Annotated in this window: 21 protein-coding genes and 1 pseudogene; 7 read left to right on the forward strand and 15 right to left on the reverse strand. The window is 45.9% G+C overall.

Features of this window, described 5'->3' with window-relative positions:
* The first annotated feature begins 250 nt into the window (after window positions 1–250).
* Entirely contained in the window at window positions 251–1,237 is a 987-nt protein-coding gene (locus K2P83_RS09110) for a malate dehydrogenase (protein WP_292928458.1), read from the forward strand.
* Window positions 1,238–1,275: 38 nt separating this feature from the next.
* Here the strand turns inward: K2P83_RS09110 and K2P83_RS09115 are convergent, their stop codons facing one another.
* A complete protein-coding gene (locus tag K2P83_RS09115) occupies window positions 1,276–2,547 on the reverse strand; it encodes a lytic murein transglycosylase (RefSeq protein ID WP_292928460.1) in 1,272 nt (423 codons plus the stop codon).
* Window positions 2,548–2,551: 4 nt separating this feature from the next.
* On the reverse strand, window positions 2,552–2,992 hold the full coding sequence (gene fur, locus K2P83_RS09120; protein WP_292928462.1) for a ferric iron uptake transcriptional regulator: 441 nt from the start codon (window positions 2,990–2,992) through the stop codon (window positions 2,552–2,554).
* A 77-nt stretch (window positions 2,993–3,069) separates the two neighbouring features.
* On the opposite strand from fur, the gene K2P83_RS09125 reads away from it, so the two are divergent.
* Genes K2P83_RS09125 through K2P83_RS09135 form a run of 3 tightly spaced genes read left to right on the forward strand, consistent with a single transcriptional unit; the run spans window position 3,070 to window position 5,181 of the window.
* Window positions 3,070–3,483 (forward strand): outer membrane protein assembly factor BamE, encoded by a 414-nt coding sequence (locus K2P83_RS09125; RefSeq protein ID WP_292928464.1) that lies wholly within the window; start codon window positions 3,070–3,072, stop codon window positions 3,481–3,483.
* Window positions 3,484–3,524: 41 nt separating this feature from the next.
* A complete protein-coding gene (gene dapB / locus K2P83_RS09130) occupies window positions 3,525–4,331 on the forward strand; it encodes a 4-hydroxy-tetrahydrodipicolinate reductase (protein ID WP_292928466.1) in 807 nt (268 codons plus the stop codon).
* A gap of 46 nt (window positions 4,332–4,377) precedes the next feature.
* Window positions 4,378–5,181, forward strand: coding sequence for a symmetrical bis(5'-nucleosyl)-tetraphosphatase (locus K2P83_RS09135; protein WP_292928468.1), 804 nt, complete (start codon window positions 4,378–4,380; stop codon window positions 5,179–5,181).
* Here K2P83_RS09135 and K2P83_RS09140 read toward each other — a convergent pair.
* The 11 genes and pseudogenes from K2P83_RS09140 to K2P83_RS09190 form a co-directional block, all read right to left on the reverse strand.
* Window positions 5,132–5,926, reverse strand: a complete 795-nt coding sequence (locus tag K2P83_RS09140; RefSeq protein ID WP_292928470.1) for a lysophospholipid acyltransferase family protein — start codon at window positions 5,924–5,926, stop codon at window positions 5,132–5,134. The two genes, K2P83_RS09135 and K2P83_RS09140, sit on opposite strands and share 50 nt — an antisense overlap.
* Window positions 5,927–6,247: 321 nt before the next feature.
* The gene (locus K2P83_RS09145; protein WP_292928472.1) at window positions 6,248–6,565 is read right to left on the reverse strand and encodes a transcriptional regulator; all 318 of its coding nucleotides are present in this window, start codon (window positions 6,563–6,565) and stop codon (window positions 6,248–6,250) included.
* A 42-nt stretch (window positions 6,566–6,607) separates the two neighbouring features.
* Window positions 6,608–7,564: a sodium-dependent bicarbonate transport family permease gene (locus K2P83_RS09150; RefSeq protein ID WP_292928474.1), complete on the reverse strand. Its 957-nt coding sequence runs from the start codon at window positions 7,562–7,564 to the stop codon at window positions 6,608–6,610.
* A 241-nt stretch (window positions 7,565–7,805) separates the two neighbouring features.
* Window positions 7,806–9,095, reverse strand: coding sequence for a HAMP domain-containing sensor histidine kinase (locus tag K2P83_RS09155; RefSeq protein ID WP_292928476.1), 1,290 nt, complete (start codon window positions 9,093–9,095; stop codon window positions 7,806–7,808).
* Window positions 9,070–9,765: a response regulator transcription factor gene (locus K2P83_RS09160; RefSeq protein ID WP_292928478.1), complete on the reverse strand. Its 696-nt coding sequence runs from the start codon at window positions 9,763–9,765 to the stop codon at window positions 9,070–9,072. The genes K2P83_RS09155 and K2P83_RS09160 overlap by 26 nt, the downstream gene beginning before the upstream one ends.
* A 44-nt stretch (window positions 9,766–9,809) precedes the next feature.
* On the reverse strand, window positions 9,810–10,883 hold the full coding sequence (hemE, locus tag K2P83_RS09165) for a uroporphyrinogen decarboxylase (protein WP_292928480.1): 1,074 nt from the start codon (window positions 10,881–10,883) through the stop codon (window positions 9,810–9,812).
* A gap of 176 nt (window positions 10,884–11,059) precedes the next feature.
* Entirely contained in the window at window positions 11,060–12,181 is a 1,122-nt protein-coding gene (locus K2P83_RS09170; RefSeq protein WP_292928482.1) for a deoxyguanosinetriphosphate triphosphohydrolase, read from the reverse strand.
* Window positions 12,174–13,274 carry a 3-dehydroquinate synthase gene (gene aroB / locus K2P83_RS09175; RefSeq protein WP_292928498.1) on the reverse strand — a complete coding sequence of 367 codons (1,101 nt, stop codon included), beginning with the start codon at window positions 13,272–13,274 and terminating at the stop codon, window positions 12,174–12,176. The genes K2P83_RS09170 and aroB overlap by 8 nt, the downstream gene beginning before the upstream one ends.
* A gap of 108 nt (window positions 13,275–13,382) precedes the next feature.
* Window positions 13,383–13,871 (reverse strand): annotated as a pseudogene (locus K2P83_RS09180) (shikimate kinase); the annotation flags it as partial.
* A gap of 107 nt (window positions 13,872–13,978) precedes the next feature.
* Window positions 13,979–17,089, reverse strand: coding sequence for a multidrug efflux RND transporter permease subunit (locus K2P83_RS09185; RefSeq protein ID WP_292928484.1), 3,111 nt, complete (start codon window positions 17,087–17,089; stop codon window positions 13,979–13,981).
* Window positions 17,090–17,104: 15 nt separating this feature from the next.
* Window positions 17,105–18,415, reverse strand: coding sequence for an efflux RND transporter periplasmic adaptor subunit (locus tag K2P83_RS09190; RefSeq protein WP_292928486.1), 1,311 nt, complete (start codon window positions 18,413–18,415; stop codon window positions 17,105–17,107).
* Between the two features lie 376 nt (window positions 18,416–18,791).
* Here K2P83_RS09190 and K2P83_RS09195 point away from each other — a divergent pair, with 376 nt between their 5' ends.
* A complete protein-coding gene (locus tag K2P83_RS09195) occupies window positions 18,792–20,501 on the forward strand; it encodes a multicopper oxidase domain-containing protein (protein ID WP_292928488.1) in 1,710 nt (569 codons plus the stop codon).
* A complete protein-coding gene (locus tag K2P83_RS09200; protein ID WP_292928490.1) occupies window positions 20,501–21,463 on the forward strand; it encodes a copper oxidase in 963 nt (320 codons plus the stop codon). Before K2P83_RS09195 ends, K2P83_RS09200 begins: the two co-directional genes overlap by 1 nt.
* Window positions 21,464–21,635: 172 nt before the next feature.
* Here K2P83_RS09200 and K2P83_RS09205 read toward each other — a convergent pair whose 3' ends face one another.
* Both K2P83_RS09205 and K2P83_RS09210 read right to left on the reverse strand, forming a co-directional pair.
* Window positions 21,636–22,109, reverse strand: coding sequence for a hypothetical protein (locus tag K2P83_RS09205; RefSeq protein ID WP_292928492.1), 474 nt, complete (start codon window positions 22,107–22,109; stop codon window positions 21,636–21,638).
* Window positions 22,110–22,322: 213 nt separating this feature from the next.
* Window positions 22,323–22,652, reverse strand: coding sequence for a hypothetical protein (locus tag K2P83_RS09210; protein ID WP_292928494.1), 330 nt, complete (start codon window positions 22,650–22,652; stop codon window positions 22,323–22,325).
* Between the two features lie 414 nt (window positions 22,653–23,066).
* Between K2P83_RS09210 and K2P83_RS09215 the strand changes: the two genes are divergently transcribed.
* The coding region (locus K2P83_RS09215; protein ID WP_292928496.1) for a hypothetical protein at window positions 23,067–23,313 on the forward strand (247 nt) is incomplete at its 3' end.

Below are 23,313 nucleotides of genomic sequence, written 5' to 3' on the forward strand. Positions count from 1 at the left end.
GAAATCTATACTGTTGATTGCCAAAGATTCCTCACTACGTTCGGAATGACGAAAGTGAATTATTCAGAGATTCCTTTACATTCCAGATACTCCGTGTATTTCAATCTGCAATCAACGCTCTATCGCATTTATTTTTTCTTAAGTAAACTTGCTCTTCCGCGAGACCCTGATTGCAAGTATAATTCCTTCACTTTTCCCCATATACCGCCAATCTCCCAAGTTATTGACGGATTCTCGAGGATTGGAAAAAATGAAATCGCCTATTCGTATTGCTGTCACCGGTGCAACTGGACAGATTTGTTATAGCTTGCTATTTCGCATTGCGGCTGGTGACATGTTTGGCAAAGATCAACCGGTCATTCTGCAGTTGCACGACATTACTGATGCGCAGCCGTTCTTCGAGGCCATCGTCATGGAGTTATATGACTGCGCTTTCCCATTATTAACTGAAATTATCACCACCGATAATCCAGAGGTTGTTTTTAATAATGTAGACATTGCCTTGCTGATAGGTGCCCGGCCACGGGGTGAGAATATGGAACGGAAGGATCTCCTTGCAGCCAATGGCCCTATTTTCATCGCGCAAGGAAAAGCACTGAATGTCGCTGCCAAGCGTAATGTCAAAGTATTAGTCGTCGGCAATCCTGCCAATACGAATGCTTACATTACCTTAAAAAATGCACCCGATCTGGATCCCGCGAATTTCTCGGCAATGTTACGGTTGGATCATAATCGCGCAGTGTCTCAAGCCGCACTGAAGCTCCATGCGCCTGTGTCAGACATTAAAAAAATGATCGTGTGGGGCAATCATTCCAATACGCAATTCCCTGATTTAAGCCATGCAACCATTGGCAATAACAAAGTGAAGTCGTTGATAGGAGATGCGGCTTGGGTAGAAAATCACTTTATCCCAACGGTGCAAAAACGCGGCACGGCAATTATTGAGGCGCGTCGCGGCAAATCGAGCGCAGCCAGTGCGGCCAATGCGATCATCAATCATATGCAGAGCTGGATTTTTGGTACGCCGGAAGATGATTGGGTATCTATGGGGGTGCCATCCAATGGATGCTACGACATACCCAGAGGGGTTATCTTCAGTTACCCGGTCACTTGCAAGAACGGCCAGTATAAAATTGTCGAAGATTTAGAAATAACGCCGTCGGATCGGGAAAAAATGCAGAAAAGCTATCAAGAATTGATCGCTGAGCAGGAAGCTATTAAGCATCTGCTCGCTTAAATCGGAAGCACCTACCAAAATTCTTCGCAGGTTTTTCTTTAGCGCACCATACTTGCTGCTTCACGAATAGCCATCAATAGTGTTGTATCCAGGTGGCCATCCGCAATGCGCTGTGTACTTTTCTGGAAACGGCTGATCGCTTGACGAGTCATTGATCCCATTACACCATCCGCTTCTCCGGCATCAATACCCAGTGCAGATAAATCCAGCTGAAGCTGGCGGACTTGTTCGCGGGATATTTTTTCCGTATCGGCCCGTGGTGTACGATGTAATGCGGTCGCACCGGCAATGCGATCTGCCAGATGCCCGACCGACAGCGCATAAAATTCCGAGCGATTCCAGCGCATAATCACATAAAAATTCTTGGTAACCAAAAAAGTCGGTCCTTGGTGACCTGAGGGAACGAGCAACGCAGCTTTCTGGTCGCTGGGTGGCAATGGCGTTCCAGCCGTTGTGGTAACACCAAGTTTCGCCCATTCCGCCTCACTTAGCATTTGATCACGCCCTGCCAGAGAATAATCAAAAGCTGGCGGGAGCCGGACTTCCCGCCCCCAATCCAAACCAGGCGTCCAACCCAATTGCCGCAGAAAATTACCCGCGGATCCCATGGCATCCGGGATACTGCCCCACAGATCACGACGTCCATCGCCATCGATATCTTTGGCATAGCGTAAGAAAGTCGATGGCATGAATTGCATGTGCCCCATGGCCCCTGCCCATGAGCCGATCATCCGTTCCGGCGAGATATCTCCCGCATCGACAATGCGCATGGCATTGAACAACTCCTGTGTGAAAAAGGTGCTGCGACGCGGATCACAGGCAAGCGTGGCTAATGAGTCGATCACTGACCAGTCGCCAAAATGCCCGCCGTAGTTAGTTTCCAGACCCCAGAATGAAACCAGATATTGTGCCGGAATACCCGTTTCCTGCTGAATCTGATTCAGTAAAGGACGATGTCTGGTAAATAATTCCCGGCCACGCTGTATGCGCTCATCATTGATACGCGTGTTAAAGTAATTTGCGAATGTTTGCGTGAATTCCGGTTGGCGTCGGTCCAGTTCAATCACGCGCGGTATGTATTTTGCCTTATCCAGTACCTTGCTGACTGTTCTGTCAGAAATACCTTCTGCTTTGGCTTGTGATTTGATTCGAGCAATGCACTCGCCAAAATCGTTATCTTCGGCATGAGCAGTGTGTGTGAACGTCAAAAGAACAAACACTATGATTCCTGAGCCTATCTTCCTGCAACATGCGCTATGCGCCAAAGAAAAATTAAAAGTAGGGAAATAGTGGGTAACGATCACTGGCATTTTGTTATTTTCGATGAGGGCAGTTTGGTTTAATGCAATCCGCATAGAGCGACAATGAATGTTCCTGCAGCGTAAATCCCCGATCTTTCGCAATGGCTGTTTGGCGTTTCTCTATTTCTGCATCATAGAACTCTTCAACACGGCCACATTGCAAACAAACCAAGTGATCATGATGACCATCACCTTTCAGCTCAAAAACAGCTTTTCCACTTTCAAAATGATGCCGTTCCAACAATCCAGCTTGTTCAAATTGTGTTAGAACACGATAGACAGTAGCCAATCCGATATCTTCACCTTCACTGATCAATACCTTATAAACATCTTCAGCAGATAGGTGGCGTACGCTGCTTTGCTCGAACAAATTCAGTATTTTTAGCCTTGGCAGTGTTGTTTTTAGGCCAATATTTTTGAGGTCTTTACTTTTCAGATCGTTGAAGTTACCCATGGTTCTCTCTGTTCGTAAAATTATTTACTGTATCATATAGTGCTGTGTTCACTTTGGAAACATATAATATCAACAAAATGGCTGCAAAAATTTTCGCGCTGCTTACGTGCCTGTTGCTGGCAGGGTGCTCATACCTGCCTACTATTCTCTACAGGATAGATGTGCAGCAAGGCAATGTTGTTTCAGAAGAAATGATAGAAAAATTAAAACCTGGCATGACTAAATCCCAAGTACTCTTCGTTTTGGGATCACCGCTAATCATGGATGCTTTCCGTGATAACCGATGGGATTACGTCTACTTGTTTCGTGAGAAGGGAGAATTAATCGAGCAAAAAAGAATGACCGTTTTTTTTGAAGATGACATGTTGGTGAATATTGAAAATTATCTGTCTTTCTCTAAGGATCCCGTCAAACCTAAGCCAGTCGAGATTAAACCAGATGCAGAAGAAACTCAGACTGACGATGCGGAAGCTAAGAAAGTTGGTCATTGATATTAATTCTTTATTTAAATTTAAAACCAAGCGAAAATAAAATGACAATTCAAAAGATTGCTATTGCAGGCAGTTCTGGACGTATGGGTCGCACATTGCTGGAAGCAGTCACTCAAGCACCCGATATGCAGCTCTCTGCCGCACTCGAAAGAGCTGGTAGCCCTTACCTGAATAAAGACGCAGGAGAATTAATAGGCGCCAGTTGTGGTACCCCTATTGTGAGCGATTTTTCAAGCGCCCTAGAAAGCTGCCATCAATTGATTGACTTTACTCGTCCGGAAGGCACATTGGCCCATCTTTCCGCTTGTCAGAAAGCTGGCGTAAAAATGGTAATAGGCACCACCGGTTTTTCAGTCGAGGAAAAGGCTCATCTCAAAGCAGCCGCAAAGGACATTGCTATTGTATTCGCACCCAATATGAGTGTTGGTGTAAATGTGACTTTCAAGTTACTGGAGATTGCCGCAAAAGTCCTGAATGAAGGCTACGATATTGAAATTATCGAAGCGCATCACCGGCACAAAGTGGATGCGCCATCCGGAACCGCACTGCGTATGGGTGAAGTAATCGCGGAAACCTTGGGCAGAGATTTGAGTAAAGTGGCAGTTTACGGACGTGAAGGCGTAACCGGTGAAAGAAACCCGGAAACCATCGGATTTGCGACCATCCGTGCAGGTGATATTGTGGGTGATCATACCGCACTATTTGCTGGTATCGGTGAACGCGTAGAAATCACTCATAAAGCCAGTAGTCGCATGACCTTTGCGATGGGTGCATTGCGCGCGGTGCGTTTTCTGGCAGACAAACCCAATGGCTTATTCGATATGCAGGATGTGCTGGGACTACGTTAATACCCCCTATCAGTAGCGACACATTTCACTCAGCGACAATCCAAAGATGGCAACGTATGCAATCGGTGATTTACAAGGCTGTTTTACCGCATTCCAACGGCTTATTGATCTAATCCGGTTCGATCCGGCACAGGATAAACTGTGGCTAGTTGGAGATATCGTCAATCGCGGCCCCGATTCATTATCCCTATTGCGTTATATCAAACAAGCAGGCGATGCGATAATCATGGTGCTAGGCAATCATGACTTGCACCTGTTAATGGTTGCAGTAGGCATCGCAAAAAACCATTCCAGTGACACAATTCAGTCTATCTTAGATGCGCCTGACCGGGATGAATTATTGCATTGGTTGCGGCAGCAGAAGCTATTTCATACACAAGGGCAGTATGCCATGGTACACGCCGGTTTGTTGCCCAGCTGGTCAGTTGCGCAAGCTGAACAATTAGCGCACGAAGCCGAGCGTGCTTTACGTCAGGATAATTATCAGGAATTTTTCTCACAAATGTATGGCAATCAACCCAATTACTGGCAAGATGATTGGACCGGTTATATCCGCTTGCGAGTAATTATCAATGCCATGACGAGGATGCGCATCTGCACTGCAACAGGCAACATGAATTTTGCTTTTAAAGGTGATCTGCAATCCATTCCGCCGGGTTATGTGCCGTGGTTTGGCGTACCGCAACGGGCCAGTCAGAAAGAAACCATTATTTGTGGCCACTGGTCGGCATTAGGGCTGCACATAACGGATAACTTGATTGCATTAGATAGTGGTTGTGTCTGGGGTGGGCAACTGACTGCTATTCGTCTGGAAGACCGGAAAGTTTTTCAGCTTCCTTGTGCACAATAGGCAGCATCAGCGTATCAGCGATCGCTTGTTCCGATAGGCGCGCCAATTCCCGTCGATTCTTCATACCACATTGAATCGGGAGATTAAAAGTCAAATTAACATCAATGCTTGTTTGGCTCAGTATTCTTTGTAACGACAAGATCAGAGATGGTTCTATATAAGCAGCTTCCTGACAAATATCCCCTGCGCTATTACGATAACTAATGGCTACTGGATAAAGTAATGCATCAGCTGCCACGGCCGATTGCAGCAATGAAGCATGAAAATGATTTAATTGCATTCCATTGGTGGTAGTTCCCTCGGGAAATACAGTGACGCGCTCACTTTTTTCCAGTACTTCGCTGATTTGTTGATTAATACGCAAGGTATCGCTACGTTTTGCACGTTCAATAAATAATGTACCGGCATTTCGGCTCAACAGCCCCAACACTGGCCATTTGCTGATTTCTGCTTTGGCCACAAAACGAGTCGGGCAAGCTGCCATGAGCACACAAACATCCAACCAGGAGACGTGATTAGCGGCAAACAACACACGTGGTATTTCCGCTGTCGGCAAACTACCGTAACAATGCAGCCGGATATTGAAGATAGACAGCAAACCAATCGCCCATTTCTGCATCATGCGCCGTTGAACACTCAGAGGAAAATACGGATAGACAATGGATTGCAGTAATCCTGAGGAAATCTGGAACAGCAAGCGAATCATGCGAATAACACGCAGTAACAGAGAAGTAGTTTTTTGCATGTAGCGAACTGCTCAGAGTAACTAGGGAGTGGATCTCAGGAGGTCAGAAGTTTACCAGGAAGTCTCACCGGCAGTTAAATTTATTGTAGCGCATCAATCTCGCTTCTTATCAAGGCCAGTCAAAGGGATTAACCAATAAATATTTAAACCTTGCGCCAACTATAGAAAGTTATATGTATTTGATTGGAGATACTGCATGGTGATTTCACATCACATATCACCCAGATTTTAAAAGAAAAGTTCTGCAATACGCGCAATTCACAACTAAAAAATTATTGCGCATATTACAGAACGATACAAAAGATCTAAAAGAATCCGGAATTAATAAGAAACTGCCGGCCCCTCAACCCACTGGCATTCGGAAATCAGGCACATACCTCCCAGCTTCTTTAATGCAGGTCTGATTTCATCAAGCACTCTTTGCGCTTGATCTTCTTTACAAGCAAGAACAACCATCACATTTTCTAGTTCCATCATCACATCACCGGGGTCTCGTATACCGAGTGAACCGAGCCCACCTGCATTTTTAAGAACAGTGTAGCCACGCACTGAGCATCTATCCAATAATTCCGTCAATTTTTCGAGTTGTTCAATACCGACAACAATCTCAAATCGTTTCATTGCTATTGTGTTATTCATAAATTTTTCCCATCAATAAACATTCATTAAATTTAATCGTTTTTAAACTGCGATGCTATGGAACCAATGCGCCATTTCCCAGTAAATCGGTACACCAATAAAGATGTTAAAGGGAAAAGTCACGCCGAGAGAAGCTCCTAATGAAAGCGCTGGGTCTGCATCAGGCACCGCAAGACGCATGGCCGCAGGCGCAGCAATATAGGAACAGCTAGCGTACAAGACTGCCAATAACATCGTGCCGCCTTCCGACAAGCCAAATATCCAGCCCAAGTAAGCGCCGAACGCTCCCATCAACATCGGGAAAAGTACACCAAAACTAATTATGAATACACCTTTTGCGGCAACCACTTTCAGTCGCGCCGCTGCCAGCAAACCCATTTCCAACAAGAAGAAGGCGAGCACACCCATAAACAAGTCCATAAACATTTTGTCTAGTGGTGATACCAGCTTCACCATGCCAGCGTAATAACCAATAATTACACCCATTACCAAGAGATACAGGCTGGTACCGGTCAAGATTTCGTGCATCAACTTGCCCCATTGGGTTTTCTCACCGCCAGCACCTGCACGTGCCAAGATCGTACCAGTTACCAACGCTGGTATTTCCATCAGCGCCATAATCAGTACCATATAACCTTCGGAAGGTTCATCCTTCGCTGCCAGAAAGGCGACGCCCACAGCGAAAGTTACCGCGCTCACCGAGCCATAATGCGCGGAAATAGCGCCCGCATCAGCTTGGGTGAATTTACCTAGGTACCTTAATATCGGGTAAGCTGTCAGCGGAATGAGCGCTGATAAAACAACCATGGAAAGCGCGACAGGCAGCACCTCCATGATTTCATACTTGGCCATTGACACACCGCCTTTAAAACCAATGGCGATCAACAGAAAAATACTCAAGCTCTTATATAAAGCTTCGGGTATTTTGAGGTCAGATTTGATTACACCTGCCAAAACCCCGAACACGAAAAAAAGCACTACTGGTTGTATAGATGCCATACAAAAAACTCCCTATTCGATTTGATGTTATTTAATATTTTAGTTTTAAAAGAAATTCGTCCCTTATCACAGTCTTCTTCAAAGCCTCGTAGAAGCTGAACTAAATTAACCCGAACAAATTCTGTAGACAGCAAGACACCACACTACCCAATTTTATCTGAAACTCTACGAGACTCTAAGGTTGAAAACGTTAACACAGGAAATGTGAAGAATTCGTGAATACTATTGATCTGATTAGCTATCAACTATTAGCGCGCTCTGGGAAAATTATATGGAAAGTTGTACCCTGCCCAGGCGTGCTGTTTACTTCGATCAACCAACCATAGTGACTACAGATCCGCTTCACAATAGCAAGTCCAATCCCTAATCCTTGCCCCTGTGTTGAACCACGAAAGAAGCGTTCATACAGCAATGGCAGAAAAGCCGGTTCTATCCCGATTCCGGAATCTGAAATCGACAATCGTTGATGATCAAATCCAACCCGGATATGCCCCATCGGCGTATATTGCACCGCGTTACGAATCAGATTCATCAGTATTGTATGCAGTGCCTGGCGATTGACCGTAAGCACCACATCGGGAGCAATCAGTACTTCAAAAACAAGCTTCTTCCTGGAAATTTCAGCTAGTAAAGGATCTGCTGCATCATAAACACATTCTGCAACTGCCACTGTCTCTATGACGCCGAGCGCTTGTTCACGCGCAAGGAATAACAAGGCTTGAATCTGTTCACCCATTCGGGTGGCGGCGGCCTCAATCATTTTTATACGTTGGTAGGCTTTGACAGGTATGTCGGCTGCCGCAACCAGCAACTCGCAACTGGTTAGAATGGTTGTAATCGGCGTTCTTAATTCGTGACTGATATTGGCAGTAAATTCTTGTTCACGTTGCAGCATGCGCTTGATACGATTCTGATAATCATCCAGTGCTCGTGCAAGTTGTGCTACTTCCTCATCCATGCCAGGCTGCGCCAACAATCCGATCTGAACATCTCCAGGGGCGAGTAAATTGACTCGCTCAGCCAAATCCGTCACTTGTTTAACCAGTATCCGGGCAAGAAGGTATCCGACTACAAACGCAATAGCAACGACTAGAAGCCAAGATAATAAAATGAGTAATCGAAGCTTACTTAATCGCTGCTGATGAAGCGCAATCCGATACGCCACAAGAAACTTCACTTCATCAACGGTACGAATTAAAACATGAAAATCCTCAATGCCGTAGTAAATACGATGATAACCAGTATTTAATCCACGCAAATAAGCAGGAATCTGCAACTCATCGTCTATATCATGAATAACATAGGTTTTTAGATGTGAGCCGACTTGAGAGATAAAATCGGAGTGCTTCTGATAACGATAAACAAGATGATCCATTTCCATTTCAATCACTTGCTCGATATGATCTTCCTCTATGTTATCTGAAACAAAATAAAGAATAATGCACAGCGTACCAACGGTAAAAATGCTGAATGTCGCTAGCGCTACAGCAACACGATAGCGCAGGCTATGTTCTATCGGATATCTGCGCACGGGATGTCAAACAATAACCAAGACCATGAACAGTCTCGATTGGATCGTATCCGCCGGCCTTAGATAAAGCTCGCCGTAAAATATGCATGTGACTACGTAAGGTATCGCTTGTTTCCTGGACATCTTCCCAGGCTTCCAGCTCAAGCTCTTCGCGGCTGAATACTCTGCCTGGTTCACTCATCATCAGTGCCAATAAGCGTATACACTTGGGTGGAATCTTTACAGCTTGATTGTCGAAAAGAATGGAAAATGTTTTCGGGTCAAAAGACAATTTTTCAAACTCCAACTTACGATTCGCAACTTTTCCAATATGTCTTTTATGCATCGCCAACAAGCGTGCTTCGACTTCTTTTAAGGCGAATGGCTTGACGAGATAATCATCCGCGCCTTGCTCAAAACCAGCCAGCTTGTCATCCAGTGTATCGCGGGCTGTTAACATTAAAATCGGCGTGTCAATCTGTGATTCCTGGCGCAATTTACGGCACAAAGTCATCCCATTCATTCCAGGCAAACCTAAATCAAGCAAAATTGCGTCAAACCGTTGTGTTACGGCAAGATGAAGCCCGGCAATTCCATTGACAGCAGCATCGGCCGTATGTCCTCGAGATTCCAGAAAATCATAAAGATTGGCAGCGATCGCCAAATCGTCCTCAATAATCAATATATGCATAAATCGACAGTTACAAATTACTTGCGATGATCGTTCAAATCTGTTTACACGTTCACCGAATGAAATTTACGGCTCAATGTATGAACAGCCTCTACCAATGCCGCTGCATTTTCTGGGGGAGTAAACTGAGAAATGCCATGCCCCAGATTAAATACATGACCACTTCCATACCCATAACTGGCCAGTATCTTTTCCACCTCCGCAGCGATTACTTCGGGCGATGCAAAAAGTACTGAAGGATCTAGATTACCCTGCAAAGCAACTTTATCCCCGACACGGCGGCGTGCATTACCAATATCTATTGTCCAGTCTAACCCGACGGCATCGCAGCCAATATCCGCAATGGCTTCCAGCCATAAACCGCCGCCTTTGGTGAAAACAATACTTGGGATGCGCACACCATCCTGTTCACGCTTTAATCCGGAAACAATCTGCTGAATATAACGCAATGAAAATTCCTGATAAGCCGCATGTGAAAGCGCCCCGCCCCAGGTATCAAAAATCATTACAGTCTGTGCGCCGGATTCAATCTGCGCATTCAGGTAAGCCGTCACAGCCTTTGCATTCACATCGAGTATGTGATGCAGCAATTCCGGACGCTGATACAACATGGTTTTGATTTCACGAAATTCAGTACCGCCACGCCCTTCAACCATATAGCAGGCAAGTGTAAAGGGACTGCCAGAGAAACCAATTAACGGTACCCGGTTATCCAGCGCTTTGCGAATTTCTGCGACGGCATCCATCACATAGCGCAATTCTTGGCCGGGATCAGGCACCTTTAATGCACGAATTTCTCTTTCTTCGCGTAAAGGACGCTCAAACATAGGCCCCTCACCTTGTGAAAAATACAACCCCAGTCCCATCGCATCCGGAATTGTCAGGATATCCGAAAACAATATTGCAGCATCCAGCGGAAATCGCGCCAGCGGTTGCAGTGTCACCTCCGTAGCAAATCCCGGATTTTTGCATAAAGACAGGAAATCCCCGGCACGAGCACGCGTCTCATTATATTCCGCCAGGTATCTACCCGCCTGACGCATTAGCCAAACAGGCGTATATTCAACGGGCTGTTTCAGAAGCGCACGCAAAAACGTATCATTCTTAAGTGTTGTCATTAAAAAGCCTATATCTTATTGTTCTTTTGAAAGGCTACTCGCAAGCAAGTATGTTAGCCTTTTCCCCAATCGGCAATATTACCAGTGAATAGCTATCACGTATATTGTCTATCCGGAATGAAAATCAATCTGTCTTGATAAAAAAGGGGTTCTTTCAATTGAAACTCTGTTCATTATTAATTTTCAGTAATAGAAAATAAGCGCTGATACTCTTTAATCGCATACCGGTCCGTCATTCCAGCAATATAGTCAGCGATTGCCTGGTGTCCTTCCTGCTCAAATTTTTTCTGATATTTGACAGGCAACAACAATATCTCCGAGCTAAAAGCAGCAAATAACTTCTCAATCGTATGACGCGCTCTGCTATTCATGCGTACCACACGAAAATGCCGGTAAAGGTTATCGAACAGAAATTTTTTTAATTCTTGCTGCTCCTTTTTGATCTGCTGGCTAAAGCCGATTAGCGGCGGCGCTGTATGCACTGCAGCCAGCGTATCAATACCGGCATCTTTGATGTTGCGGGTACTTTGCTGAATAAGATCGGTTACCAGTGTATTGATCATACTGCGCACCGTTTCATAAACCATGCGACGTTCCGGCAGTATCGGATATTTATCTTTCACTTGTGTTAGGTGACGCGAAAAAATAGAGACTTCTTCCAATTGATCCAATGTGATTAAACCCGAACGCAATCCATCATCCACATCGTGATTATTGTAGGCAATTTCGTCAGAAAAATTGGCTAACTGCGCTTCCAAAGAAGGATTTCTATGCTGCAAAAAACGCTCTCCTAATGCGCCAAGTTTTGGAATGTTTTTCCTCGCCACATGCTTGAGTATTCCTTCCCGTGTTTCGTAGCAAAGATTCAAGCCATCAAAAGCGGCATAACGTTCCTCAAGAACATCCACAACCCGCAAGGATTGGAGGTTATGTTCAAAACCACCATATTCCCGCATGCATTCATTCAACACATCCTGACCCGCATGCCCGAATGGGGTGTGCCCAAGATCATGAGCCAGTGAAATTGCTTCAACCAAATCTTCATTTAACCCCAAGTTTCTTGCAATCGAACGCCCTATCTGCGCAACTTCCAGGCTATGCGTCAGACGTGTACGGAATAAATCCCCTTCATGATTGACAAAAACCTGGGTTTTATACTCCAGGCGGCGAAAGGCTGTAGAGTGTATGATTCGATCCCGGTCACGCTGAAATTCACTCCGCCCGGCAGGCGGCTCTTCAGGAATCATGCGTCCACGTGAATTATCAGAAGACACCGCATAAGCAGTCCGCTTATTCATCACTCATACAGGCCAAAATCGTTTCATTCAGTATGGCAGGGGAAATATCCGCCCGCATCACAGCCTCACCGATGCGATTGAGAACAATAAAACGTGCTCTGCCAGCATCCACTTTTTTATCCAGCATCATCAATTGCAAATATTTTTCCGGCGGCATTCTGGGTGCTACAACCGGCAACCCAGCCTGTAAAAAAATCTTGCGGATACGGCTAACATCCGCTTCGCTGATGAGATTCATGCGCCGAGATAGATCAGCCGCCAACACAATTCCGGCCGCCACCGCTTCGCCATGTAACCAGACGCCGTACCCCATCCCATTTTCTATGGCATGTCCAAATGTATGACCCAAATTCAGCAAAGCTCGGACTCCTTCTTCCTTTTCATCCGCAGCGACTATCTCAGCTTTATTCTCACAGCTGCGTTGGATCGCTTCATTCAACGTCACCGGATCCCGTGCTAATAAACGATGCATATTTCTTTCCAGCCAATCAAAGAAGGCTGGATCACGAATCAAGCCATATTTGATAATTTCAGCAAAACCCGCGCGCAGCTCCCTATCCGGTAACGTATTCAATGTTGCGCTGTCCGCCAATACCATACGTGGCTGATAAAAGGCACCGATCATGTTTTTACCTAAGGGATGATTAATACCGGTTTTACCCCCTACCGAGGAATCAACCTGCGCCAGCAATGTCGTAGGAATCTGAATAAATGGCACGCCCCGTAAATAAGTCGCAGCAGCAAACCCGGTCAAATCGCCAATCACACCACCACCCAGTGCCAATATGGCAGTATTTCGTTCGCAGTGATTTTTTAGCAGCGCATCAAAAATTAAATTTAAAGTTTCCCAATTTTTATGGGCTTCACCATCCGGCAAGATGATCGAAACAGTAATAACCCCCTGTTTCTCTAATGCTGCGCGCAGATTGTCCAGATAGAGTGGGGCAATCGTTGTGTTGCTGACGATAGCGACTCTTTTTTGCGGCAGGCAAGACACGATCAAGTCAACTTGTTGCAGAATTCCGTGACCAATATGGATGGAGTAGCTGCGCTTTTCTGATGAAGGCGTAAAATCTACCGTGATAGTTTGCATGGCATTTTTGTTATTATTTTGCATTATAGTGTTGAAATCAATGGATATTAATTTATTAATGAGCTTTTGTACTAAAAAACGGACACCTTGTTTTCCGCTATCGATGATGACATGCGCAGCTTCACGATACAGCGCATCCCGCTGCACATAGAGTTCGCTCAATCGTGCAAACAGATTTTGTGTCTGCAGTAAAGGCCGGTTTTTGTCATACCGGGTGCGCCGGTACAAATCATTAACCGACGCCCGGAGATAAATAACGATCCCGCCACGCCGCAGTATCTGACGATTCTCCCGGCTCAGTACTGCGCCGCCACCGGTAGCCAATACAATATTACTCTTCTTAACCAGCTCAGCCAGCACTTCCGATTCACGTTTACGAAAGCCGGCCTCACCTTCAATCTCAAATATCACCGGAATTTTTACACCGGTACGATCCTGGATCTCATGGTCCGAGTCGATAAATTCCTTACCGAGAGAATTAGCTAACGCTTTACCGATGGTCGTTTTGCCCGCGCCCATCATACCCACTAAGATAATATTGGTATGCCCCAGTTTTTTCTGAACGGGCTGGAGTATTTTCGATTTACTTAAATTCATACCTGTGATTGTAGCAGCAGTAAGTACACAGATACACTCACTGGTTAGTCACACCTTGTCAGTTAATTCTGAGTCTTCTTAGCAGGCCTGAAAAATAACGCGGGGTTTTACATTGTGTTTTGTTCAGCTTTAGGCAGCTTAGGAAACTGTTTCCTCACAAACCAGGAAAAAAATAACGGTACAAATATCGTCGCAATCAAAGTTGCCATGATCATCCCGCCAAAGACGCCTGTTCCCATTGATTGCCGGGCCGCTGAACCAGCACCGGTCGCAAGTACCAAAGGAACAACTCCCAATATAAATGCCATGGAAGTCATTACAATGGGCCGGAAACGTAGCTGAGCGGATTGAATGGCTGCTTGTTTTATGGCAACACCTTCTTTCATTCTCTGGTTGGCGAATTCGACGAGCAAAATTGCATTTTTAGCCGTCAACCCAATTAATGTCACCATTCCGATTTGAAAATAAATGTCATTCGGCATATCACGCAACAAAATCGCCACCAACGCACCCACCATCGCGAAAGGAATCGCCATAATGACAGCCAATGGCAGTGCCCAGGTTTCAAATTGCGCTGCCAGAATCAGGAAAACCATCACGACGGCTAGGCTAAACGCAAAAATCGCCGCCGAACCCATCTTTTTTTCCTGGAATGCAGCGCCGGTCCAGGCAATTTGATAACCTTCCGGCAATGTTCTGGCTGCAGTACTTTCAACCAATGCAATCGCATCGCCGGAACTGACTCCGCTTGCACCGCTTCCCATTATTTTTGCCGACAGCAGCCCATTGAACCGCTCCAATTGTTCTGCACCCACGATATGCTTTACCGTGCTCAGCGCGGACAAAGGAATCATCGAACCGGATTCTGAGCGCACATACACCTTACCCAAATCCTCTGCTTTCATGCGATACGCCGCTTCAGCTTGCAGCTGCACACGATAGGTCCGTCCGGAACGATTAAAATCATTCACATAAAATGATCCCATAGTGCTTTGCAACGTCGCGTAGATATCCGTGATGGATACACCTTGCGCAATGGCTTTGGCTTCATCCACTTCAACGAAATATTGCGGCACCGATGTCCGCAAGAAAGTATTCACAGTCGCCAGCTTGGGTTCCTGTTTCAGGGTTTGTACCAACTCATTCACCACACTGGCCAATTGCGCCATCTCTGAATTTGTCCGGCTTTGAACAAACAGTTCAAAGCCGCCCGTACTACCTAAGCCACGTATCGCCGGGGGATTAAAAGCTATCGCCAAACCATCCGGTTGTTGCGTACCGATCAGAAACAACTTTTTCACAATATCCGTAGCGGTTGTGCTACGTTCTGACCAATCCTTCAAACGGATGAACATGGTCGAAACATTGGTTTTATTGCCGCCGCCAATAAAATCCAATCCATTGACCGCGAATTGAAAAGCCACGGCAGATTCTTTTGCCATCTCGGTATTGATGGCATCCGCCGTACTGACTGTTCTCGCCAGTGTTGCACCGTCTGGCAAGATCACTGAAGCAATAACATACCCTTGATCTTCCGGCGGAACAAAACTTTCCGGAATATTTTTTACCAAATAAACCAGGCCAGCAATCATCAACAGAAATATCAGCGCGCTTCTGGCCACATGGCGTAAACTCAAACCAACCATGCCCACATAAAACTTGCGTGCACGCTCAAAATGCGCGTTAAACCAGGTAAAAAAAACAAATTGGCGGTGTGTGGGCCGGAGTAGCACCGCACACAATGTGGGCGTCAGCGTTAAAGCAACAATACCGGAAATAACACCGGCGACCGCCACGGTCACGGCAAACTGCTGGTACAACTCCCCTGCAATGCCGCCGAGAAAAGCAACCGGGATAAAAACCGCCACTAAAACCATGGTCATCGCCACCACGGCACTGGATACCTGCTGCATTGCTTTGATGGCGGCATCCATCGGCGATAGTTTCTCCTGCGATATCAAGCGTTCAATATTTTCCAGCACGACAATCGCGTCATCGACCACTATGCCGATCGAAAGCACCATCGCAAACAGCGTCAACGTATTGATCGAATAGCCCAGTAGCCATAATCCGGCAAAGGTTCCAATCAAGGAAATCGGGATGGCAATAATCGGAATCAATGTCGCACGCCAGCTCTGTAGAAACAAATAAACCACCAGAACCACCAGCAGCATCGCTTCCCCCAGGGTTTTTACCACTTCCCAGATCGATTCTTTAACAAACACGCTGGTATCATAAGAAATAACGTATTCCATGCCTTCTGGAAAATATTGCTTCAGCTCAATCATCCTGGCTTTAACAGCGGCTGCGGTATCCAGCGCATTGGCACCCGAACGCAGGAAAATACCAATCCCTAATCCAGGCTCGCCGTTGAGTAAGGTACGCGTTGCATAGTCTTGCGCACCCAGTTCAATTCGCGCCACATCTTTCAGATAGAGCACACCGCGCGGCCCATCCGAGCGCAGAATAATATTCTCAAACTGTTCCGGCGCTAATAACCGTCCTTTTGCGGTCACGGTATAAACCAATTGTTGATCCGCCAAGGCCGGTTCCTGACCTATTTTCCCGATGGCTTGCTGCGCATTCTGCACCCGGATGGCACTTGCAATGTCAGTGGTTGTAATACCCAACTGCGCCATCCGGTCAGGCCGCAACCAAATCCTCATGGAATAGTCCTGTGCGCCAAAAATCCGGGCTTCCCCCACACCGCTGGCGCGTCTCATATCATCCAAGATATTGATCGTAATGAAATTACTCAAGAATAGCGGCGTATGCTTCGGATCTTTGGAAGTTATCGCAAAAACCAGCAACAGATCGTTCGAGCGTTTCTGAATGGTAATGCCGGTGCGCCTCACCTCATCGGGCAAACGTGCCAAGGCGGTATTGACTTCATTGCTGACATTGAAAGTAGCCCGATCAATATCGGTTCCAATTTCAAAAGTAATGGTAATCGTCAGACGGCCGCTTGAATCAGCACTGGAATTAAAGTACAACAAGCCCTCAATTGCGCTGAGTTTCTCCTCGATCGGCGCAGCCACCGTTTTGATCATAGTTTCCGCACTTGCACCCGGAAATGTTGCTGTCACAATAACCGTTGGCGGTGTAATCCTCGGATACTGTTCGATGGGTAATTGAATAGCCGCAGCCAGTCCTGCTAGAACGATAATAATCGACAGAACCGAAGCAAAAATTGGTCGTTCAATAAAAAATCTGGCCATGTGTGCAGTTGCTATTTAATTGGTAGATATTGCATTGGATTGAGCAGAAGGTAACGTATCCCGCAATTGAGGATCAACCACTTTGCCGGGCGTTAATTTGATCATATTGTCTATCACCACCCTATCCCCTGCTTGCAATCCATCCAGAATGATCCAATCCTTTCCGATCCAATCCCCTGCAATGACAGGACGCTGCATCACCGCATTGCTCTCATTGATGACATACACATATCGACCCAGATCCGAAGTCAGAACCGCAACCTGCGGCACCACATAAACAGCTCTGGATTCTCCCGCAGTAACCCGCACACGCACAAATTGACCGGGCAATATGCGCTGATCGCTATTCTCAAAGGTTGCGCGCAATTGTTGTGTGCCGAGTAACGGATCAATTTTACTGGCGGCAAAATTGAGCTTCCCTTCCTGCTGATACTCAGATCCGTCTGGCAAAATCATGCTGACACTGCGTACATTTTTGTCATTTAAATGTCCGCCGAATCGCGCCACTTCATTATCTGAGAAACTAAACCGTACCCAAATCGGAGAGAGTTGGGTTAATGTCGTCAGCAAACTGGTATTGGCGGATACCAGCGCACCTTCGGAAAAAAGAGCACGGCCCGTCATTCCATTCACTGGCGCTTTGACAGTGGTATAGGAAAGATTGAGCTCCGCTTGCTGATCACGCACTTTCGCAGCTTGCAAAGCAGCTTCTGCAATCGCCAGATCTGCTTTTGCCACATCATAAGCGCGTTGACTGACAAAATTCTCAGCCAGCAATTGCCGCTGACGATTTTCTTCACTCCGGGCACGCATAACACGAACATTCTGCTCAAGAAACCCTGCTTTGGCTTCTGCCAAAGCATTCTGAAAAGGTTCTGGATCTATCAAAAACAAGGATTGACCGGCTTTAACTGCCATACCCTCAGTATATAACCGCTTAAGTAGCATCCCTCCGACTCGCGGACGGATTTCAATTTCTTTAGCGCCTTCGGTTTGTGCGATCGTTTCCAGGCTGACAGGCATGCTGACCGGCTCTGCAACCATCACTGTGACCGTGATCGTCTGATCCAAACGCGGTGCTTTTTGTGCTGATTCGTTATTTCCACATCCAATTAATAACAAACCCGCTAACCCGTAACCGATAAAAATAGCGCCCCCATTCTTAGTAAGCTGACACGGTGCATTATTCCGCCTTGAGGATTTCTGATTAAGTTGATCGCATTCATGGCTTGACAAGCTCACCCCGAATGCGATCAATAGATTACCGTTCACCCTGAGCCTACCGATGCGCCTAATCAGAGCGTCCTTCAATTTAGGAACTAACATTTTCACGGTTTGTAGACATACCAGGTGATTCAAGACTGTAAAAAGAAATTTGTTTGTCACTCGGATAATTACTTCGTAAGTTAAAAATTTAAAATCTAATCAACTATGGAAAAACCACAAAAGCGCAATAGGGTTCTGTATAATAGACGAGATGATAGCTTGACGGATAATGTAGAAGTATTACATATATGAAGATAAGATATTTCTCATAATTTTACCTACCTACAGATACACTATTAAATGTATTTTGTCCCTACCAATCTGTCATTCCAGACGGATCCTAGCTATTAAATCTGATACTGATCATCAATAAATCACATGATCCAATCAGCCCTATTTGTTTTTACTATTAGATAAATTTTTAAGGTGTGTTGATATGCCTATCCATAATTTTATTGCCTTACTAACTTTCTTCCTGCTGACGTCAGCAACAATTGCTCAGACATCTCTGAAATTACCTGAAACCATAAAAGTTGATCCGGCAGCGTTAACCGCTGAGCCGATGTGTGACCCGAAGATCTCCCCTGCGTGGCGGGAAGCCCAGGAAATTGACGGGGTCAAAATTGATGCATCGCCGGGTTGCAGTCCGGATAATCCGGCTTGGATTGCCGCTGCGGTTAAAGGAACCAACAACATTTCGATGGATACCCTGATGAAGACGGGTCTTTCACCTGATGCCATCATTAAAACCGATGATCTGGATGGTGACGGCGATCCCGACCGGATCATCATCAAACTGGAAATCATGGAATTAAACGGCAAATCACCCGATTTCCCCGGATTGGTTCCAACGTTTGATATTGCTCCCGGCATACAACCCGGCGCATGGGTTTTCGCGCCAAAGACCAGCGGCATGTCAACGGAAAATTTTGAAAGTGTACGCGCCAATCCGCTGCTGAGATTACCTTCGCCAGTCATCCGCGTTGAAGTAGGCGATATCGTCCAAATCGTATTGGAAAATACACATTATTTCCCGCACAGTATTCACCTGCACGGCGTTGATCATCCATTTTCGCACGGTGAACACGGTGGTCAAGACGGCGTGCCGCAGACCAGCGAAATGGAACTGATGCCGGGAGAACGCCGTATTTATCAATTCCAGGCACGGCAACCGGGCACCATGTTTTACCACTGCCATGTGCAAACGCACACCCATTTGGCAATGGGACTGGCTGGAATGATCGTCATTGAAGAAAACAAACCGAATAACTGGCTGCAAACTTTAAATATTGGCGCCGGGCATGTTCGCCACCCCTCCGTTGCCGTGCGCGAGCAATTCGATCAGGAATATGATCTGCATTATCACGCGATGGACAAGGAATTGAGCGGCATTATTCAGAAACACAACGATCCTCGACTCATCGCGCGCGATATGAATCAACGTTATGACATTACCGATTCAACTGAGGATTACTTTACCCTGAACGGCTTGTCTTTCCCTTACACGCTCAGGGAATCACTGATCATTGTTGAGCCGGATCAGAAAATCAAACTACGCTTGCTGAACAGTGGCGGCGAACTGATCGCCGTCCATACGCACGGCCACCACGCCACGATCACGCATTACGACGGCGTGGAGCACAACCCGGTTGCACAGATCATGCGTGACGTGTTTGACATGGCACCGGCACAACGGCTTGACCTGAAATTAGAAACCGTCAACGATGGCAAACACAGCTATGGTGAAGGTGATTGGCTGTTTCATGATCACCGGGAAAAGGGAATCACCACAAACGGTATGGCGGAAGGCGGCAGTATGAGTTCCATTGTTTACACCTCTTATCTGGGTGAACATGGCATGCCAAAGGTCAGTCATTTTGGTATTGATCTCAATAAGTATTTCACCAAGGAATATTTCGAGCGCAGACTTCCCGTGTGGCAAGACCTCGATGCATGGTCCAGCCTGGGATCGCCTGCCGGTCAAGCGGGTTTCGATACGACAACACAAACCTCGTTGTTGAATGCGCTCTATGGTTTGCTGGCAGGACTTTTGATCTATCTGATTTTCGCCAAACGGGAACAAATCAAACAATGCGCTGTTGCAGCGGTTTCACGTCTAAAAAGCCCAAAAGGGAGTAACCAATAATGGCTAAGACTATAACAATTACTTTCATACTTGCTGGTCTGCTTGCTTTCAGTGCACATGCCATGGCACAGCAACCGGCTAAACCCAGCGAACACGACCACCAGGATCACAGCGGTCATGACATGAGTCAGCACAATACTGCCCCAACTGATCATAGCCATGATCATGATGCCATGGATCACAGCGGCCACAACATGGCACCTGATCACACGATCGATCACGGCGATCACAGTGACCATAGCGGTCACGCCATGAGCACCCAATCCGCAGAGCACTGCGATGGCCACCATCATCATCACATGGATCACGATCACATTATGGATCATGAAGGCACGATGATCATGGGGCAAAACCTGGATAAACTGCCCAGTAGCTGTAAAAGCATTTCTGAAGAAGTTGAAATTACCGTGCGTGCCGGCAGGAAATATTCCGCAAAATTTCCCGGAACGGCTTTCGCGTTTGATCAGCAGCAATGGCATGTAAAACCCTGCGCAAAAGTAACCTGGCACTTCATCAACGAGGACAATATCCGCCATCAATTCATGATGCACGGTTTACCAAAATACCTCTATAAATATGGCATGTTCCACCTCGAAGTCACCGGACCCAAAACCGTATCCGGCACGATTATCGTTCCAGGATCCGATGATACCTTCCTGGTGCACTGCGACATTTCCCATCACATGGAAAAAGGTATGAAAGCGCAATTGGTGGTTGGAAAAGGCGCGGAAAATATACCCAGTATTCCTGGGGTAACGCCATACAATATCAACGACACCTATGAAGCGGAGAACTTACCGAAAATCTCCGATAAAGCGGAACAAAGCGCCATGGTCAGACAGATCACGGCATTCACGAATAATAATTTCCAAAATTATGGCATGATGCTGATAGGACTTCTTATTGGTTTGTTGTGTATTCCGCTGTTTAAGAAAATTCCGTTTAGGAAAAAAAGTGGCTAACAGCATTGATTATTGAGCTTTGAGTCAATCAGACGTATTTTGTTGTCTATTCGTCTGATTGGCTGATACAGCTCAACCATTACCCGATAGCCCCATCCATCTCAAATTTCCCGACTTCGAATCAATAAATTATCCGAATTGTGAACTGGGTAATACAGTCTGGCGATGCGTATTAGTCTGTTTTCTTTGACCAGGGAAACCGGAAACCGCTTTTATCACTCTTCTGAGCATTCTGGCTATCAACCGCAGCAGTACTTGAACTAGCCTGAAGCACCGAATCTGTTGCACTTTGCTGGCCCTGCGCAACCGTAGCAGAAGGCTTTGTGCTAAGTAATTGATTGAGCTGTTGAGATAAATGATGGGCGGTATCAATACTGATTGCCATCCTGCTGGACATTTTCCCATTGATCGCATCAGGTAGCGCCTCGCCCGATCTAGTCACTCGATTTAAAGTATTCAGGTTCTGCGAATCGAGAAAACCAAAATCGACTATCACAACACCTTGCCCGCTATTCACGGAGGCGAAATTAGAATAAATGGGTTGTCCCGTATGCTCACCCGGCGACATCCTGATACTGACCGGCTTCGTGGCCGGCTGCGTTATTTCATCTTTGTCTTGAGTCAAAATATTCTTGTCATCAACCATGGGGCTCTCCCGTTAAATAATGTCGTGATAAGAATCAGTTATATGAAACTGACCCTTAACAGGCCATTGAAAAATTATCTGCGTTGCCGCTGCGGTGTTAAAAACAGGCTCAAAATGCTCATTTATTAAGCATAAACTGCGCTTTTTCGCCTATTTTTGCCTTGCATCAGCCGCCTCGATAACATTTTTCAACGGCCTGTCAAAAATTGCCAACTATTTTTTTTGAAGTAATTGATTCAACTGCTGCGCCAAATTGTGCGCGGCTTCAATACTCAGAGCGATCCGGCACGACATTCTTGCGCCGATGGTATCCGGTATTTTTTCACCCGAACGCGCCAATCGATTCAACGTATGTATCGTCTGAGGATCAAGAAAACCGAATTCTACAATAACAACTCCCTGTCCGCCTTGCACAGAAACAACATTAGAATACAGCGCTTGACCGGTATGCTCACCTTGATGCATTTTAACGTTGACTTGCAATGCCTGGTTTCCTGTTGCTTCCGCTTTATTCTCCATCGACACATCATTCTGGCTGGTCATTAATATCTCCTGATTATGCTGCAATTTTAAATCACCAATATTTCACGCATTCACTCAAAACGCTATTCTATTCCAAGATCATAGCCGGATTTCATCAATAGGGATCGATAAAGTTCACGGAAAAATATGAGCTCCTTCAGTAGATAAAACAAGCTCAAGAAAGCCTGCCAACAACTGTAACTCGGATAATGCTCTCTCTATCAGTCATGTAATTTTCCCCTCTACAGAGCATATTATTGGTTTCATCATCTATCGAAGAAATTCAAAAACCATAAACCAGGAATCATAAACTTAGTTAACCCAAAACTTTATTTAATCACTTTAGCTATTTGTATTTCTTGAAAAATAAATTGTCAGCTACTATCCGTATCGAATGAACAATAATGTTCATTCTTTCCTTTGGGAGAATAATAAATGGCAATAATCTATGGAACAAGCGGCAACGATAATTTATACGGTAGTTTAGGGGATGATACTTATGAGATTTCGGGTATTTTTTCAACTTCTAATAGTTGGGATCGCATTTGGGAATTAGCTGATGGCGGAACCGATGACACGATCCATATTATCACTGGCCCAAATATAGGCGATATTCCTGCTTCCGCCGCCGTGCGTATAGTGGGTAGAGATCAGTACTTCGATCCTGAGAGCGTGCAAATCA

The sequence above is a fragment of the Nitrosomonas sp. genome, assembly GCF_019752415.1.
In the GTDB taxonomy this organism is placed as follows: Bacteria; Pseudomonadota; Gammaproteobacteria; order Burkholderiales; family Nitrosomonadaceae; genus Nitrosomonas.

Coding starts and splice junctions, on each gene's coding strand:
- K2P83_RS09150 (WP_292928474.1), bottom strand. CDS start 7,564: ATGGCATCTATACAACCAGTAGTGCTTTTTTTCGTGTTCGGGGTTTTG.
- K2P83_RS09145 (WP_292928472.1), bottom strand. CDS start 6,565: ATGAATAACACAATAGCAATGAAACGATTTGAGATTGTTGTCGGTATT.
- fur (WP_292928462.1), bottom strand. CDS start 2,992: ATGGGTAACTTCAACGATCTGAAAAGTAAAGACCTCAAAAATATTGGC.
- K2P83_RS09205 (WP_292928492.1), bottom strand. CDS start 22,109: ATGGTTGATGACAAGAATATTTTGACTCAAGACAAAGATGAAATAACG.
- K2P83_RS09170 (WP_292928482.1), bottom strand. CDS start 12,181: ATGAATAAGCGGACTGCTTATGCGGTGTCTTCTGATAATTCACGTGGA.
- K2P83_RS09140 (WP_292928470.1), bottom strand. CDS start 5,926: ATGCAAAAAACTACTTCTCTGTTACTGCGTGTTATTCGCATGATTCGC.
- K2P83_RS09115 (WP_292928460.1), bottom strand. CDS start 2,547: ATGCCAGTGATCGTTACCCACTATTTCCCTACTTTTAATTTTTCTTTG.
- K2P83_RS09110 (WP_292928458.1), top strand. CDS start 251: ATGAAATCGCCTATTCGTATTGCTGTCACCGGTGCAACTGGACAGATT.
- K2P83_RS09210 (WP_292928494.1), bottom strand. CDS start 22,652: ATGACCAGCCAGAATGATGTGTCGATGGAGAATAAAGCGGAAGCAACA.
- dapB (WP_292928466.1), top strand. CDS start 3,525: ATGACAATTCAAAAGATTGCTATTGCAGGCAGTTCTGGACGTATGGGT.
- K2P83_RS09190 (WP_292928486.1), bottom strand. CDS start 18,415: ATGTTAGTTCCTAAATTGAAGGACGCTCTGATTAGGCGCATCGGTAGG.
- K2P83_RS09160 (WP_292928478.1), bottom strand. CDS start 9,765: ATGCATATATTGATTATTGAGGACGATTTGGCGATCGCTGCCAATCTT.
- K2P83_RS09200 (WP_292928490.1), top strand. CDS start 20,501: ATGGCTAAGACTATAACAATTACTTTCATACTTGCTGGTCTGCTTGCT.
- aroB (WP_292928498.1), bottom strand. CDS start 13,274: ATGCAAACTATCACGGTAGATTTTACGCCTTCATCAGAAAAGCGCAGC.
- K2P83_RS09195 (WP_292928488.1), top strand. CDS start 18,792: ATGCCTATCCATAATTTTATTGCCTTACTAACTTTCTTCCTGCTGACG.
- K2P83_RS09135 (WP_292928468.1), top strand. CDS start 4,378: ATGGCAACGTATGCAATCGGTGATTTACAAGGCTGTTTTACCGCATTC.
- K2P83_RS09125 (WP_292928464.1), top strand. CDS start 3,070: ATGGCTGCAAAAATTTTCGCGCTGCTTACGTGCCTGTTGCTGGCAGGG.
- K2P83_RS09185 (WP_292928484.1), bottom strand. CDS start 17,089: ATGGCCAGATTTTTTATTGAACGACCAATTTTTGCTTCGGTTCTGTCG.
- hemE (WP_292928480.1), bottom strand. CDS start 10,883: ATGACAACACTTAAGAATGATACGTTTTTGCGTGCGCTTCTGAAACAG.